Genomic DNA, 14,139 nt, shown 5'->3' with positions numbered 1-14,139 from the left:
GGATCAGTTCTCGCGGACGCGCTGCACCGGGTCGACCGGCGGGGCGACCGGCTGCTGCGGCTGCGGGGCGAACTGCTGCTGCGGCTGCGCGACCTGCTGCTGCTGCGGCGCGAGCGGCTGGTAGCCGGCCTGCGCGTCGGCCTTCTCGGCCAGGTCACGGTCGTCGTCGTGCAGGCTCTTGGTCTCGGCCTTGATGATCCGCAGCGAGCGGCCCAGCGAGCGGGCCGCGTCGGGGAGCCGCTTCGCGCCGAAGAGCAGGATCAGCACGACCACGAGTACGGCGATGTGCCACGGCTTGAGGGCACCCATGGGAAGCTCCAGTCGCTCTGTGTCGGTGAGGGGTGGTCGAGCCCATCGTACGTGCGTCGAAGACGGTTGCCACCCTGCCGGGCCCCCGGTTGCGGGCCTGGTCGGTGAAGTCTCGGCCAACCCGGAGTGTCCCGTCAACCACCCACGGGGGCGCAATCGTGCGCGGATCCGGCCGCGAACGCGCAGCTACCGAGCAGCGGACCGACCGTTGTCGATCACTTGCCGCGCCTGGCCTTGATCAACGTCATCCGTTCCTGCGCGACGGCCACCCGCTCCTGGAGCGACTCGGCCCGGGACTGGAGTTCCTCGGCGGCGGACCGCAGCGACTCCGCTTCGGCCTGGCGCCGCTGCAGGGCCAGCGCCGTGCGGCGCAGCCGGGGCAGCCGCGTCAGCACCGGACGGACCGCGAGGGCCAGCACGACCAGCGCGAACAGCACGACCCCGAGCACGATCCACGTCACCACGGCGGTCAGCCTACTGGGTGACCGCGGCCACCGCCGGATCGGCGCGGTCGACCGGAGTGGCGTACGCGTCCAGGGCGGCGACCGCCTGGGCACGGACCTGCTCGGCCAGCTCGGCCGGCGCGACCACTGTCACCTCCGGGCCGAGCCCGAGCACGAACCGGCGGGCCCAGCCCAGGTCGGTGACCCGCAGCGACACCAGCCAGTGCTCCCCGTCGGCCTCGACCCGCTCGCACGGGTAGTACTCGGTGATCCACCGCTCGCCCCGGCCGATCCGCAGGGTGATCAGCGGCAGGTCCGGCGAGGGGCGGAACACCCCGTCGCTGAGGTCGTGCGGGCGGGCCTGCGGCGGCACCACGGCCTGCTCCGCCAGCTCGGTGACCGCATCGATCCGGTCGGCCCGGAACAGCCGGACCGCCTCGGCCCGGCGGCACCACGCCTCCACGTACGCCCGGCCGCCCACCATCAGCATCCGCAGCGGGTCGATGGTCCGCTCGGTGGTCTCGTCCCGGGCGGCGGTGTAGTAGGTGATCCGCAGCGCCCGGCCGCGCTCCACGGCGGCGCGCAGCTCGCGGACCCGGGCCGTGTCGCCGGGCAGCCGCACCTCGACCGGGGCGCCGGCCAGGTCACCGGCGGCGCTCTCGATCTTGGCGAGGGCCCGCTCGACCGCCTCCCGGTTGGCCACCCCGGGCGTCTCGGCGAGCATCCGCAGCGCCACCACCAGGGCCAGCGCCTCGTCCGGGGTGAGCCGGAGCGGACGGTCGATGCCGGCGTCGTAGGTGATGGTCACCCGGTCGCCGTCGAACGCCATGTCGATCAGGTCGCCGGGGCCGTAACCGGGCAGCCCGCACACCCAGAGCAGCTCCAGGTCCTCGCGGAGCTGCTTCTCGGTCACCCCCAGGTCGTGCGCCGCCTCGGCGATCTCGATGCCGGGGCGGGCCAGCAGGTAGGGCACCAGGTTGAGCAGCCGGGCCAGCCGGTCCGCCGAGGCGCGGCCACCGCGGGCCGCCGGGCGGGTCACCGGGCACCCCCGGCCACGGCCAGGTCGTCGTGGCGGGCGGCGATCTCCTTCAACCGCTGGATGACCGCCTCGCGGACCTCCGGCGGCTCCAGCACCCGCACGTCCGGGCCGTACCCGACGATCTGCCCGGCCAGGTAGTCGGCGTCGGCGTACGGCAGGACCAGTCGGTCGCCGTCCGGCCCGGCGTGGGTCTCCACCGCCCAGCGGCGCAGTCCGGCGGCGCGGCCCGGGGCGACCAGCACGCTGGCCCGGCCGGTCCGCTCCACCGGCCCGGACCAGCGGGCCACGTGGCTGATCAGGTCCACCCCGACGGGCGGCTCGTACGCCTCGGGCTGGCCGGTCACCCGAACCGCGCCCACCACCCGGGAGAGCCGGAAGCAGCGGGTCGCCGCCCGGTCCAGGTCGTGACCGACCACGTACCAGCGGCCACGCCAGCAGACCACGCCCCACGGCTGGAGCCGGCGGCGCGTCGGGGCGTCCCGGTCGGGCACCCGATAGTCGAAGTTGACCTCGCGCCGGTCCCGCGCGGCGGCGGTCAGCGGCGCGAACGCCGGGTCGACCGTGACCATCGGCTCCAGGCCGAGCGTGGCCTGCGGGTCCACGTCGATGCCGGCGGCGCGCAGCTTCGCCAGCCCCGACGAGGCGGCGGCGGCCAGGCCGGCGTGCTGCCACAGCCGCGCCGCGATGCCCACGGCGGCCGCCTCGTCCGGTTCGAGGGGGATGTCGGGCAGGGCGTACTCGCGGGGCGCGATCCGGTAGCCCGGCTCGGCGTCGAAGACGCTGGCCGTGCCGGTCTCCAGGGGCACCCCGAGCTCCCGCAGCTCGGCCTTGTCCCGCTCGAACTTGCGCTGGAACGCCTCGTGGTCCTTGGCGTCGTCCGGATCGTGCTCGTAGCCGGGCACGGTCGCGGCGATCTGCGCGGCGGTCAGGAACCGCCGCGTGGACAGCAGGCAGATCACCAGGTTGACCAGGCGTTCGGTACGGGTCCGCGACACGTGGAGAACGCTAGCAGCCCGCACGTCCGCAGCGCGCACCCGCGCGGGCGCGCCGCGCGGCAGTCCCGCCCGGAGGCGATCCGGACCACACCGTCCGCGGCCCACGTCGCTCGCCGGGCATGGGGCCGATGACGGCCATAGGGTAAGCGCATGGCGCAGGCGGAAATCAAGAGCGCGAGCGTCGGCACGGTCGTGGTGGCCGGCGCCGCGAACCTCGCCATCGCGGTCGCCAAGCTCGTCGCGGGCCTGATCTCCGGCTCGGCGGCGATGCTCTCCGAGGCCGCCCACTCGGTCGCCGACACCACCACCGAGGTGCTGCTCTACATGGCGCTGCGCCGCGGCGCGCGGCCCGCCGACCCACGGCACCCCTTCGGGTACGGCAAGGAGAGCTACGTCTGGGCGTTCCTCGCCGCGCTGTTCACCTTCGTGGTGGGCGCCGGCTTCGCCATCACCCACGGGGTCACCACGATCCTCGTGCACGAGCACACCGGCGACTACCTGACCGCCTACGTGGTGCTGGCGGTCTCCTTCGCCATCGAGTCGGTCTCGCTGGCCCGGGCGATGCGGCAGGTCCGCAACGAGTCCCGGCGCTGGCGGGCCACCACGCGCCGCTACCTGCGGCTGACCGCCGACACCACGGTCAAGGCGGTCTTCCTGGAGGACAATGCCGCCCTGATCGGCCTGCTGATCGCCGCCGCCGGACTCGCGCTGTCCCACCTCACCGGCGACGAGGTCTACGACGGCGGCGCCTCGATCCTCATCGGCGTGCTGCTGCTGGTGGTCGCCAGCATCCTGGCCCGCAGCAACATCTCGCTGCTGGTCGGCCGGGCCGTCTCCGACCGGGTGCACCGGCAGATCGAGCACGAGCTGGCCGGGCTGCCGGCGGTGGACCGCATCGACACCCTGATGACCATGTTCCTCGGCCCGGAGGACATCCTGGTCGCCGCCAAGGTCGACTTCGAGGACAACGCCACGGGCGCCGACATCGAGAACGCCGCCGACGAGGCCGAGCGGCGGCTCACCGGCCGGTTTCCGGAGATCGCGTACGTCTTCCTCGACCCGACCCGCTCGATGCGCGGCAGCGCCGGGCATCGGGCCCGGACCACCCAGGACGAGGACGCGCGGGCGGTGGACCAGGAGGCGGGCAGGGTGCCCTAACCGGCGGGCGGCCCGACCCGGCGGCCGCCGGTGCCGGCACCGGCCGATAGCGTGCCGGCATGGTGCGATGGCGGTCCGGCACGGTCACGGCGGTACGGCGACGATGGGCCGGCGCCGCGGAACTCGACGTCGACCTGCCCGACGGCGGCCGGATGCGCGCCCTGGCCTACCCGGTGCTGGTCGGCGACCCGGAGCCCGGTGATCGGGTGCTGCTCAACGCCGGCGCCCTGCTGATGGGCCTCGGCACCGGCGGCTACGCGCTGGTTGTCGCCCTGCCCGACCGGCTCCCCGCCGACCCGCCGCAGGCCGCCGACACCCGCGAGGCCGGGCACCTGGTCAAGGCCCGCTACACCCCGCTGCAGCCCATCCTGCTCGGCGTGGACGAGGAGGCCTCCCCGCACCACGCGCGGCTGGCCGCCGCGGATTCCGTCGACGGGATGCCGGTGGTCACCGCCGACCTGCACTCCGCGCTGCCGGCGATCCTGGCCGGCGTCCACGCCGACGCCCCGGACGCCCGGGTGGCGTACCTGCTCACCGACGGCGGGGCGCTGCCGGCCTGGTTCTCCCGCACCCTCGCCGGGCTCGCCGGCCACCTCGCCGGCACGGTCAGCGTGGGCCAGGCGTTCGGCGGTGACCTGGAGGCCAGCACCCTGCACAGCGGCCTGCTCGCCGCGCGGCACGTGCTCGGCGCCGACGTCGCGATCGTCGCCCAGGGCCCCGGCAACCTCGGCACCGGCACCCGCTGGGGCTTCTCCGGGGTGGCCGTCGGCGAGGCGGTCAACGCGGTCGCCACGCTGGGCGGGCGGCCGGTCGGCTCGCTGCGCGTCTCCGACGCCGACCCCCGCCCCCGGCACCGCGGCGTCTCCCATCACAGCCTCACCGCGTACGGCCGGGTCGCCCTGGCCCCCGCGGACCTCGTCGTGCCGGACGGCCTCGACCCGGCCCTCGCGGCCGAGGTCACGGCGGCGCTGGCCCCGCTCGCGGCGCGGCACCGGATCGTCACCGTGCCCACCGAGGGCCTGGACGCGGCGCTGCGGGCCAGCCCGGTGGGGCTGTCGACGATGGGCCGCGGGCTCAACGGCGACCACGCCTATTTCCTGGCCGCGGCCGCCGCCGGCCGGCACGCCGCCCGCCTGCTGAGCTGAGGCGGTCAGCGCGCGCCGTAGCCGTGCGCGACGATGTGCGCGGCGGCCCGGGTGTAACCGGTCGGGTCGGCCGGCGCCAGCGTGCCCAGGCCGTCGACGTAGCGGTTGTACATGCAGAACGCGGCGGCGATCAGGACCGCGTCGTGGATCTCCAGGTCGGTCGCGCCCTCGGCACGGGCCGCTTCGACCAGCTCGGTGGTGACCTCCCGGCCGCTGCGCTGCACCGCCCCGGCGATCCGCAGCAGCGCCCGCAGCTTCGCCTCGACCGGCGCCGCGTCCAGGTCCCGGCGGACCTGCTCCACCAGCGGCATCCCCGCCGGCAGCTGGGCGGCGGCGAACGCCGAGTGCGACGCGCAGCAGAACGTGCAGGCGTTCAGGTCCGACACGTACGCGGCGATGAGTTCCCGCTCCCCCGGGCTCAGCGTGGGATGCGGGGCGTGCAGCAGCGTGTCGGCGAGGTCGAGCAGCGGCTTGGCGGTCTCCGGGCGGTAGCGGGCCAGCCCGTTGATGCCGGGATGGGCCTGCTCGTCCAGACCGAGGTCGATGTGTGCGATGACGTCACGCTGCTTCCTACTTGTTGCTCGTAGTTGAGCGGTTCGGATATTTCGCTCTCCGCCCGGTGGTGGCTGGGCTGGAGTCCTGGACCGGCAGTCTGGTCCGGTGGCGATCGGTCCGGTCCTGCAGGATCTGCTTCACCTTGTGGTGTGGGGTGTGCAGGGCGATGTCGGGGTCGCCGGCTCGGTGCAGGATGTTGATCGCGGCGTTCACGTCGGCCTGCCACACCACCCCGCACGAGGTGCAGTGAAACCGGTCCCCGCTGCGTCGGCCGAACCGGCCGCAGCGGTGACAGGCTTGTGAGGTGTAGGCGGCGTTGACATGTACGAGCGCAGAACCTCTGCGCTCCGACACGCTTTTCAGGGCCTCGGCGGTGACTCCTTTGGTCCACGCGGCGAGACGCCGGTTGATGTTCTTAGGAAGGGTTTTGCGGCCGGTGAAGCGTTTGGTGAGGTCTTCGGCGATCATGGTGGCGGCCTTGTCCACGACCTCGTGCACGGCGGTGAAGATTTCCGTGCGCACCCGGGCACGGTGGCGGGCCGCCTGCCGGTCCCGCTTCGCCGTGCCGAGGTTGTTGGCCTTGATCCGGTGCGCTTTCGCCTGGTCGCCACGGAGCGCGGCGTTGTTGGCGATTGAGCGCAGCTTCGCCCGACGGCGGTTACGTTCCTTCAACCGGTCCGACTCGCGGGTGAGCAGGTCGCCGAGCTGTTCACCGTGGGGCTGGCCGTCGGAGTCGGTCAGGGCTTCGGTGTAGCCCTTGTCCACACCGACCGTCGCATCGCCGCATGGTCGCTGCGACGACCGCATCGTCGCCGCGTCGATCTGGTAGTGAACCTCCACCCGACCGCCGCGCAAAACCAGCCGCAGCGTGCCCGTCGGGGCGACGGTCGTGGACAACGGGATCCGGACCATCTTGCGGGGCTCGAGACCGGGAACCGCCAGCCACAACCGCCCACGCCCATCGACGATGGTGTTGTACTTGTCGGCTCGCACCACTATCTGATCGTGTGTACGGTTGCGGCCACGCTTCCAATGCTTGCGCATCTGCCGGGCCAGGAAAGGGTCGTCAGCCCAATCGTCAGCCTTCAACGCCGTGAACATCCGCTTACGCTCGGCCGGATCGTTGGTGCGTCGGCTGATCGCCCGCCGGACATCGACCTTGGCCGCCTCCAGGTTCGCGGCGATGTCGGCCATGGCATCGCGGACGGTTTCCTTCCACGCATTCGCCAACACGGCGAACTGCACATGCGTGCCGTCAGCCAGCCACCGGTCCCGCACCTGCCGGTCCCGCAGTCCGGCCCCGACACCGTTGATCGAGCCATACCGCTGCCACACCTCGCTGCGCACCCGGCCCAACCGACGGGCCTGCTCCACCAGGGCAGCGTACTTGCCCGGATTCAGTCGGGCCGAGTAGGCGATCCGGGTGACCTTCACCAGTCACCCTCCATGGTCAAGTCCGCACTTTTCAACTTCTTCTCGTAGCGGCGCAAACCGTCCAGCCGGCACGAGAAGGTGTGCACGACGGCCAGGAGGTCCTCGACCAACTCCTGCTGCGGGGACAGCGACTCCTGGTTGGCCACGACGATCTCGCAGCCGCCGCGCGCCGCCAGATACTCCAGCAACTCGAACCCGAACCGCGCCAACCGGTCCCTGTGCGCCACCACCAGCGTGGCGACCTCACCCCGATCGACGGCGTCCATCAACGCCAGGAACTTCTTACGGCGAAGGTCCATCCCGCCGCCGACCTCGCTGATCCACTCGTCCACAGCCAGACCGCGAGCGAGGCAGAACTGTTGCATCGCCGCCACCTGCGAGGCCAAGTCGACCTTCTGACCCGGCGACGAGACCCGGCAGTACACCACCACCTTCCGCCGGTCGGCGTCGAAGCCCGACTGCAGCACCCGGCGCACATCCGAATCGTCGAAATACCGCTGCCCGGACGGCAGACGACGGGCCGTGATCCGGCCCTCCGCCTCCCACCGACGCACCGTACTCACCGAGCGACCCACCCGCTTAGCGAACTCACCGATCCGATAAACACTACCCACGACAGTCGATTGTGGATAGCTCTAGGAAGGAAAGCAACCACTAGTAGCTGCTCCCTGGTCGTCGGCCGGGGAACCCGGCGGCATGTCTCGGCTTCCCCGCGAGCCATAGACGAGCATGCGGGCGGTGACTCGTCAAGGCCCCGGCTCGGCGACCCGGACCATCCGGTCCGGCAGCTCCGGAGCGGCGAAGGCGAGCAGCCGGCTCGCCTCCTCCGCCAGCGCGTCCCGGTCCGCCGCGGCGAGCGGGCGGAACGGCCGCACCTCCAGCGTCGCCGCGCCGTCCCGCCGCGCGATCGTCCACGTGCCGGCCACGAACCCGTCCACCAGCACCGTGGCAGCCACCGCCGGGGTGATCACCCGGCGGCGATCGGCCTCACCGAGCACCCGGCTGCGGTCGGCGTGGGACAGCAGGAGGTTGTCGTACTCCGGGAGCAGCCGCGGCGGGACCGGCGTGTCCGGATCGGGTCGCTCCGCGTCCGGCAGGTCGAACAGCTCCCGCCCCTGCTCGTCGCGGAACACCCGCAGCTCGCCCCGGAGCGGCTCCACGACCTCGGCCAACCGGGTCAGCCCGGACCAGGCCTGCACGTCCGGTACGCCCGCCGGCCCGAACGCGGCCAGGTAGCGGCGGACCAGGACGAGGGGATCCGCCGCCTCCAGCGGCCCGTCGAGCCAGCCCTCGGCCAGCCCGCACGGCCCGTCGACCCGACCGCCCCACGTGCCGGCCGGCGGCAGGTGCACCAGCGGCAGCAGGTACTGCACCGAGTGCAGCAGGGCGGAGCGGTCCCGGTCCGGCCAGCGCCGCGCCAGCAGCTCCCGAAGACGGGTGCGGCTCAACGGCTCCGGCGCCAGCAGTTCCGCGGCGTACGCCACCAGCTCGGCGGGATCGACGCCCGCCGTCGCGCGGCCCATGAACTGTCGTTGCAGGCGCGCCATCAGCGGTTGCAGCAGCGGACGCAGCCACCGGTAGTCGTCGGAAGCGATCACGTGCAACGTCCCGCGCAGGGTGGTCGCCCGGACCACCTCGCGTCGCGACAGCAACCCGGTCAGGTCGTCGCGGCGGAACCCGGCCACTCGGGACCACAACCCCAGGTAGGGCGCGGTCGGCACCTGGCCCTGCAACCCCACCAGCCAGCGCACCGCCTCAAGCGCCGGCACGCGGGCCCGCTCCACCAGAAGCTGCCGGGCGAGGGTGGCCCGGTTCAGCGCCCGGCGGGACAGCAACGGCACTCCGGCCGGCATGCTCCCCCTCGGCACCCGCGACTCCTCCCGCTGACGGACGGGAGGGCGGGGAACCGGCTCCCGTTCGCCGGGGAGGCTAGCGCCCACCCCCGACAGGACCGCCGGCCCTGGGACCTCGGCTCAGCCGGCGAAGAAGATCAACGCCAGCCAGGCGACCACGATCACGACCAGCGCCGCGGCCAGCACCCAGGTCGGCACCGCGTACTCGCCGCGGCGGTTGCGCTCGACCTCGGCGCGGATCTTCTCCCGGCGCCGCTCGACCCAGTTGAGCTTCTCGGTCCCGCTGTCGCGGCCTGCGGGCGTGTCGCGGCCGGGGCGGCCGGCAGGTTCGGAAGTGTTCATCGCGACGCCAGCGTACCCGCGGGCAGGCGGCCGGCGCACCGGCCGCCCACCCCCGGGTCACATGCTCGCGATGAGCCGCTCCACCCGCTCGTCGTACGCCCGGAACGGGTCCTTGCACAGCACCGTGCGCTGCGCCTGGTCGTTCAGCTTCAGGTGCACCCAGTCCACCGTGAAGTCCCGCCGCTTCTCCTGGGCGTGCCGGATGAACTCGCCGCGCAGCCGCGCCCTGGTGGTCTGCGGCGGAGTCTCCTTCGCCTCGAAGATCTCCGGGTCGGTGGCCACCCGGTCCACCTCGCCGCGCCGCTCCAGCAGCCCGTACAGGCCCCGACCGCGCCGCACGTCGTGGTAGGCCAGGTCCATCTGCGCCACCCGCGGGTGCGACAGCGGCAGGTCGTGCTTGCGCTGGTAGCGCTCGATCAGCCGCAGCTTCGTCACCCAGTCGATCTCCCGGGCCACCGGGTCCAGGTCGCCGGTCTCCACCGCCCGCAGCACCCGACCCCACAGCTCGACGACCCGCTTGGCGGTCTGGTCGCCGCCGCGCCGCTCGACGAACTCGGTCGCCTTCGCCAGGTATTCCTGCTGGATCTCCAGCGCGCTGACCTCCTTGCCGGAGGCCAGCCGCACCTTGCGCCGGCCGGTGATGTCGTGCGACACCTCGCGGATCGCCCGGATCGGGTTCTCCAGCGTCAGGTCCCGCATCACCACCCCGGCCTCGATCATCCGCAGCACGATGTCGGCCGTGCCGACCTTCAGCAGCGTGGTGACCTCGTTCATGTTCGAGTCGCCGACGATCACGTGCAGCCGCCGGTAGCGCTCGGCGTCCGCGTGCGGCTCGTCCCGGGTGTTGATGATCGGCCGGCTCCGGGTGGTCGCCGAGGAGACGCCCTCCCAGATGTGCTCGGCCCGCTGCGACAGGCAGTAGACCGCGCCACGCGGCGTCTGCAGCACCTTGCCCGCGCCGCAGATCAACTGCCGGGTGACCAGGAACGGGATCAGCACGTCGGCCAGCCGGCCGAACTCCCCGTGCCGGGACACCAGATAGTTCTCGTGGCAGCCGTACGAGTTGCCGGCCGAGTCGGTGTTGTTCTTGAACAGGTAGATCTCGCCCGCGATGCCCTCGTCGTGCAGCCGCTTCTCCGCGTCGACGAGCAGCCCCTCCAGGATCCGCTCCCCCGCCCGGTCGTGGGCCACCAGGTCGGTCACCGAGTCGCACTCCGGCGTCGCGTACTCCGGGTGCGAGCCCACGTCCAGGTAGAGGCGGGCTCCGTTGCGCAGGAAAACATTGCTCGACCGGCCCCACGACACCACCCGCCGGAACAGGTACCGCGCGACCTCGTCGGGGGACAGTCGGCGTTGCCCGCGATAGGTGCAGGTGACGCCGTACTCGGTCTCGAGGCCGAAGATTCGCCGCTCCATGATGTGACATTAGCCGCCCGGGGCCCCAGATGGGCAGCGCTCAACCCAGCGGTCTCATCCGCGCCGGGCCGGGCATTCCCCGCGTTCGCACATCCCATCGCCGGGTACGGTCCCAGCCGTGAGGATCCTGGTCACCGGCGGCGCCGGATTCATCGGATCGGCGTACGTCCGGCGGCTGCTCACCGGCGCCGAGCCGGACCTCGCCGCCGATGCCGTCACCGTGCTCGACGCCTACACCTACGCCGCCACCGACGGCGCCCTCGACCCGGTCCGCGCCGACCCGAGGCTGCGGGTCGTCCGCGGCGACATCCGCGACGCCGCCCTGGTCGACGCCACCGTCGCCCGCCACGACGTCGTCGTGCACCTCGCCGCCGAGTCGCACGTGGACCGCTCCATCGCCGCCGCCGCCGACTTCGTCACCACCAACGTCGTCGGCACCCAGAACCTGCTCGACGCGGCCCTGCGCCACGGCGTGCGCCGCTTCGTCCAGGTCTCCACCGACGAGGTGTACGGCTCCATCGCCACCGGCGCCTGGACCGGACAGGCCCCGCTCGACCCCAGCTCCCCGTACTCGGCCAGCAAGGCCGCCGGCGACCTCCTCGCGCTGGCCTACCACCGCACCCACGGCCTCGACGTGGTCGTCACCCGCGGCGCCAACACCTACGGGCCCTACCAGTACCCCGAGAAGATCGTTCCGCTCTTCGTCACCAACCTGCTCGACGGGCACGACGTGCCCCTCTACGGCGACGGCGGCAACGTCCGGGACTGGCTGCACGTCGACGACCACTGCCACGGCGTCGCGCTCGCCCAGACCCGCGGCCGGGCCGGCGGCGTCTACCACCTCGGCGGCGGCGCCGAACTCACCAACCGGGAGCTCACCGGCCTCCTGCTCGCCGCCTGCGGCGCCGGCTGGGAGCGGGTCCGACCGGTCGCCGACCGCAAGGGCCACGACCGCCGGTACGCCCTCGACACCACCACCACCCGCCGCGAGCTGGGCTGGGCGCCCACGGTCGACCTCGACGCCGGGCTGGCCGCGACCGTCGCCTGGTACCGCGACAACCGCGACTGGTGGCAGCCGCTGAAGCCGCACCGCTGACGGCGGCGTGCGCCTGGCCGTGGCCCGGCCCGGCGTCACTCGCCGGGCTGCTCCTCCTGCGGCTGGCCCTCCAGGTCGGCCGAGCCCGCCGACGTGGTCGGCTTCTTCGCCTCCTCGGTCGGCACCGTCGGGGTCTTCGCCCGCCCCGGCGCCGGCGCCGAGTCCGCGCCCGCCTCCCCGTCCAGCAGCCCCGTCAGCGCCGCCCCGGTGATCCGCCGGAACTTCCGCCCCACCCGGCGCCGGTCCAGGACCGCCACCTCCAGCTGGTTGGCCGCGATCGTGCGGGCCGCCCCGCCCTCGCCGCCGACGCTGCTCAACGCCTTCATCGCGGCCCGGACCGCCTCCGACAGCGACATCTCCGGCCGGTGCTCGTTCTTCAGCACCCCGGTGATCGCCTCGGCCTGGCCGCCCATCGCCATCCGGCCCGGCTCGTCGTTGACCGACCCGTCGTAGGTCAGCCGGTAGAGCGAGTCGTCGTCCGGCGTGGCGCCCACCTCGGCCACACAGATCTCCACCTCGAACGGCTTCGACTGCTCGGTGAAGATCGCGCCCAGCGTCTGCGCGAACGCGTTCGCCAGGCCCAGCCCGGTCACGTCCCGCCGGTCGTAGCTCAGGCCGTTGAGGTCGGCCATCCGCACCCCGGCCCGGCGCAGGTTCTCGAACTCGTTGTACCGGCCCACCGCAGCGAAGCCGATCCGGTCGTAGATCTCACTGACCTTGTGCAGGGTGCTGGACAGGTTCTCCGCGACGAAGAGCACCCCGCCCTCATAGCTCAGGACGACCGCGCTACGGCCCCGGGCGATGCCCTTGCGGGCGAGCTCGGAGCGGTCGCGCATGATCTGCTCGGGCGAGGCGTAGAACTGCATGGCCACGGCGGCGGTTCTCCTTCGGGCGCTGTGCTGCGGACTGCTGACTCAGGTGAGGTGGGAGCGGGGTCAGCCGCCCGGGTTCTCCATCCGGCCGGACACCACGCCCTCCGCGATCGACGCCGTCTCGGCGTCGGTGAGCCGGTGGGTGCCCTCGGCCGTCGCGGTCATCACCACCGGGTAGATCCGGCGGGTCAGGTCCGGGCCACCGGTCGCGGTGTCGTCGTCGGCGGCGTCGTAGAGCGCCTCGACGGCCAGCCGCGTGGCCTCGTCGATCGACAGGCCCGTCCGGAACCGCTTCTTCAGCGCGGACTTGGCGAACAGCGAGCCGGAGCCGATCGCGTCGTAGCCGGTCTCCTCGTAGGGGCCGCCGGTCACGTCGAAGCTGAAGATCCGCCCGGCCCGGGCCGGATCGGCGGCGGCCAGGTCGAAGCCGGCGAAGAGCGGGATCACCGCGAGACCCTGCATCGCGGCGCCCAGGTTGCCCCGGATCATCGAGGCCAGCCGGTTGGCCTTGCCGTCGAGCGAGAGCATCGCGCCCTCGATCTTCTCGTAGTGCTCCAGCTCCACCTGGAACAGTCGCATCAGCTCGATGCCGATGCCCGCGGTGCCCGCGATGCCGACCAGCGAGTACGCGTCGGCCGGGTGGACCTTCTCGATGTCGCGCTGGGCGATCAGGTTGCCCATCGTGGCGCGCCGGTCTCCGGCCATCACCACGCCACCGCTGGCCGAGATGGCCACGATGGTCGTCGCGTGCGGCGCCAGGTCGGCGGCCATGCCGGGCGGCAGCGGCCGACGGCCGGGCAGCATCTCGGGGGCCACCTTGCTCAGGAACGCCGTGAAGGAGGACGTCCCCGCGTTGGTGAACACATCTGGAAGACGCCCGGATGGATCAAAACCCGCTGCCACGTGGTTCCTCTCAGGTACGTGATCGCCCTGGCCAGCCTCTCGGGACTGTCACGGAACTGGCCAAGACCACCGTTGCAGTTGAAGCAGAGTATCCCGCGCACCCATCCGGTGCGATGATCGTGGTCCAGATGTTCCGGATCGAGGTCGCCTGGGACCGCGCTCGCGCGACGCCGTCTGGCGAGGGGGCTTTCGCTACCCGAAAGCGCGCCCGCGACGGCACCACCGCGAAGCGGGCCGCCGCGCCGGTCCTACCGTAGAACGCCGGGCTATCCGGTCGCGGCGGCTCGCGATGAACGGCCGTGAGCGGATTGCGTCGCCCGAGGAATCGGGGCCACCGCAATGCACGAAACGGACATTACGGTCATTGCCCCCCTTTCTGAACGTACCCGCGGACGAATTCCTCTGCGTTCTCCTCCAGGACGGAGTCGATCTCGTCGAGCAGGTCGTCCACGTCCTCGGTGATCTCGGCGTGCCGCTCGGCAACCTCGGGGTTGGCCTGCGCGGTGACCTCCTCGACCTCCTCGTGCGACTTGCCGGACTGGGTCTGGCCGCCTTCTTGGGTCGCCATGGTGTGCCTCC

At 72.7% G+C, this 14,139-nt stretch carries 18 protein-coding genes; 4 read left to right on the top strand and 14 right to left on the bottom strand.

The annotated features are described in order from the left end of the window. Positions 1-3: 3 nt before the first annotated feature. The 4 genes from tatA to AB0F68_RS14135 all read right to left on the bottom strand — a co-directional run bounded on the left by tatA (position 4) and on the right by AB0F68_RS14135 (position 2,786). The gene (gene tatA / locus AB0F68_RS14150; protein WP_357336764.1) at positions 4-309 is read right to left on the bottom strand and encodes a Sec-independent protein translocase subunit TatA; all 306 of its coding nucleotides are present in this window, start codon (positions 307-309) and stop codon (positions 4-6) included. A gap of 215 nt (positions 310-524) precedes the next feature. Beyond that, on the bottom strand, positions 525-773 hold the full coding sequence (locus tag AB0F68_RS14145) for a hypothetical protein (protein ID WP_357336761.1): 249 nt from the start codon (positions 771-773) through the stop codon (positions 525-527). A gap of 10 nt (positions 774-783) precedes the next feature. Continuing rightward, on the bottom strand, positions 784-1,791 hold the full coding sequence (locus AB0F68_RS14140) for a YafY family protein (protein ID WP_357336759.1): 1,008 nt from the start codon (positions 1,789-1,791) through the stop codon (positions 784-786). After that, positions 1,788-2,786: a WYL domain-containing protein gene (locus AB0F68_RS14135; protein ID WP_357336757.1), complete on the bottom strand. Its 999-nt coding sequence runs from the start codon at positions 2,784-2,786 to the stop codon at positions 1,788-1,790. Before AB0F68_RS14135 ends, AB0F68_RS14140 begins: the two co-directional genes overlap by 4 nt. A 150-nt stretch (positions 2,787-2,936) precedes the next feature. Between AB0F68_RS14135 and AB0F68_RS14130 the strand changes: the two genes are divergently transcribed. Next, positions 2,937-3,944, top strand: coding sequence for a cation diffusion facilitator family transporter (locus AB0F68_RS14130; protein ID WP_357336755.1), 1,008 nt, complete (start codon positions 2,937-2,939; stop codon positions 3,942-3,944). 59 nt (positions 3,945-4,003) lie between these two features. Beyond that, entirely contained in the window at positions 4,004-5,089 is a 1,086-nt protein-coding gene (locus AB0F68_RS14125) for a DUF3866 family protein (RefSeq protein WP_357336752.1), read from the top strand. 5 nt (positions 5,090-5,094) lie between these two features. Here the strand turns inward: AB0F68_RS14125 and AB0F68_RS14120 are convergent, their stop codons facing one another. Continuing rightward, a complete protein-coding gene (locus AB0F68_RS14120) occupies positions 5,095-5,475 on the bottom strand; it encodes a hypothetical protein (protein ID WP_357336749.1) in 381 nt (126 codons plus the stop codon). Between the two features lie 51 nt (positions 5,476-5,526). On the opposite strand from AB0F68_RS14120, the gene AB0F68_RS14115 reads away from it, so the two are divergent. After that, positions 5,527-5,676 (top strand): hypothetical protein, encoded by a 150-nt coding sequence (locus AB0F68_RS14115; RefSeq protein WP_357336747.1) that lies wholly within the window; start codon positions 5,527-5,529, stop codon positions 5,674-5,676. On the opposite strand, the gene AB0F68_RS14110 is transcribed toward AB0F68_RS14115, so the two are convergent. From AB0F68_RS14110 to pafA, 5 genes are all read right to left on the bottom strand, one after another. Next, positions 5,660-7,078: a transposase gene (locus AB0F68_RS14110; protein WP_357336745.1), complete on the bottom strand. Its 1,419-nt coding sequence runs from the start codon at positions 7,076-7,078 to the stop codon at positions 5,660-5,662. The two genes, AB0F68_RS14115 and AB0F68_RS14110, sit on opposite strands and share 17 nt — an antisense overlap. After that, a complete protein-coding gene (locus AB0F68_RS14105; RefSeq protein WP_357336743.1) occupies positions 7,075-7,692 on the bottom strand; it encodes an IS607 family transposase in 618 nt (205 codons plus the stop codon). The genes AB0F68_RS14110 and AB0F68_RS14105 overlap by 4 nt, the downstream gene beginning before the upstream one ends. Positions 7,693-7,824: 132 nt before the next feature. Beyond that, entirely contained in the window at positions 7,825-8,946 is a 1,122-nt protein-coding gene (locus AB0F68_RS14100; RefSeq protein WP_357336741.1) for a winged helix DNA-binding domain-containing protein, read from the bottom strand. A 105-nt stretch (positions 8,947-9,051) separates the two neighbouring features. Beyond that, positions 9,052-9,273, bottom strand: a complete 222-nt coding sequence (locus AB0F68_RS14095; RefSeq protein ID WP_357336739.1) for a hypothetical protein — start codon at positions 9,271-9,273, stop codon at positions 9,052-9,054. A 57-nt stretch (positions 9,274-9,330) separates the two neighbouring features. Then, the gene (gene pafA, locus AB0F68_RS14090) at positions 9,331-10,689 is read right to left on the bottom strand and encodes a Pup--protein ligase (RefSeq protein WP_357336737.1); all 1,359 of its coding nucleotides are present in this window, start codon (positions 10,687-10,689) and stop codon (positions 9,331-9,333) included. A gap of 118 nt (positions 10,690-10,807) precedes the next feature. Here pafA and rfbB point away from each other — a divergent pair, with 118 nt between their 5' ends. After that, the gene (rfbB, locus tag AB0F68_RS14085; RefSeq protein WP_357336735.1) at positions 10,808-11,785 is read left to right on the top strand and encodes a dTDP-glucose 4,6-dehydratase; all 978 of its coding nucleotides are present in this window, start codon (positions 10,808-10,810) and stop codon (positions 11,783-11,785) included. A 35-nt stretch (positions 11,786-11,820) separates the two neighbouring features. Here the strand turns inward: rfbB and prcA are convergent, their stop codons facing one another. From prcA to AB0F68_RS14065, 4 genes are all read right to left on the bottom strand, one after another. After that, on the bottom strand, positions 11,821-12,657 hold the full coding sequence (prcA, locus tag AB0F68_RS14080; protein WP_357336732.1) for a proteasome subunit alpha: 837 nt from the start codon (positions 12,655-12,657) through the stop codon (positions 11,821-11,823). Positions 12,658-12,720: 63 nt separating this feature from the next. Then, positions 12,721-13,560 (bottom strand): proteasome subunit beta, encoded by an 840-nt coding sequence (gene prcB, locus AB0F68_RS14075; RefSeq protein ID WP_357336729.1) that lies wholly within the window; start codon positions 13,558-13,560, stop codon positions 12,721-12,723. Continuing rightward, positions 13,479-13,661 carry an endonuclease domain-containing protein gene (locus AB0F68_RS14070; RefSeq protein WP_357336727.1) on the bottom strand — a complete coding sequence of 61 codons (183 nt, stop codon included), beginning with the start codon at positions 13,659-13,661 and terminating at the stop codon, positions 13,479-13,481. The genes prcB and AB0F68_RS14070 overlap by 82 nt, the downstream gene beginning before the upstream one ends. Positions 13,662-13,921: 260 nt before the next feature. Continuing rightward, on the bottom strand, positions 13,922-14,128 hold the full coding sequence (locus AB0F68_RS14065; RefSeq protein ID WP_073836803.1) for a ubiquitin-like protein Pup: 207 nt from the start codon (positions 14,126-14,128) through the stop codon (positions 13,922-13,924). Positions 14,129-14,139: the final 11 nt, after the last annotated feature.

The sequence above is a fragment of the Micromonospora sp. NPDC023966 genome (assembly GCF_040639095.1).
Classification (GTDB): Bacteria; Actinomycetota; Actinomycetes; order Mycobacteriales; family Micromonosporaceae; genus Micromonospora.
The sequence above is the reverse complement of the archived record's forward strand: the minus strand, read 5'-3'. Positions and strand labels throughout refer to the sequence as shown.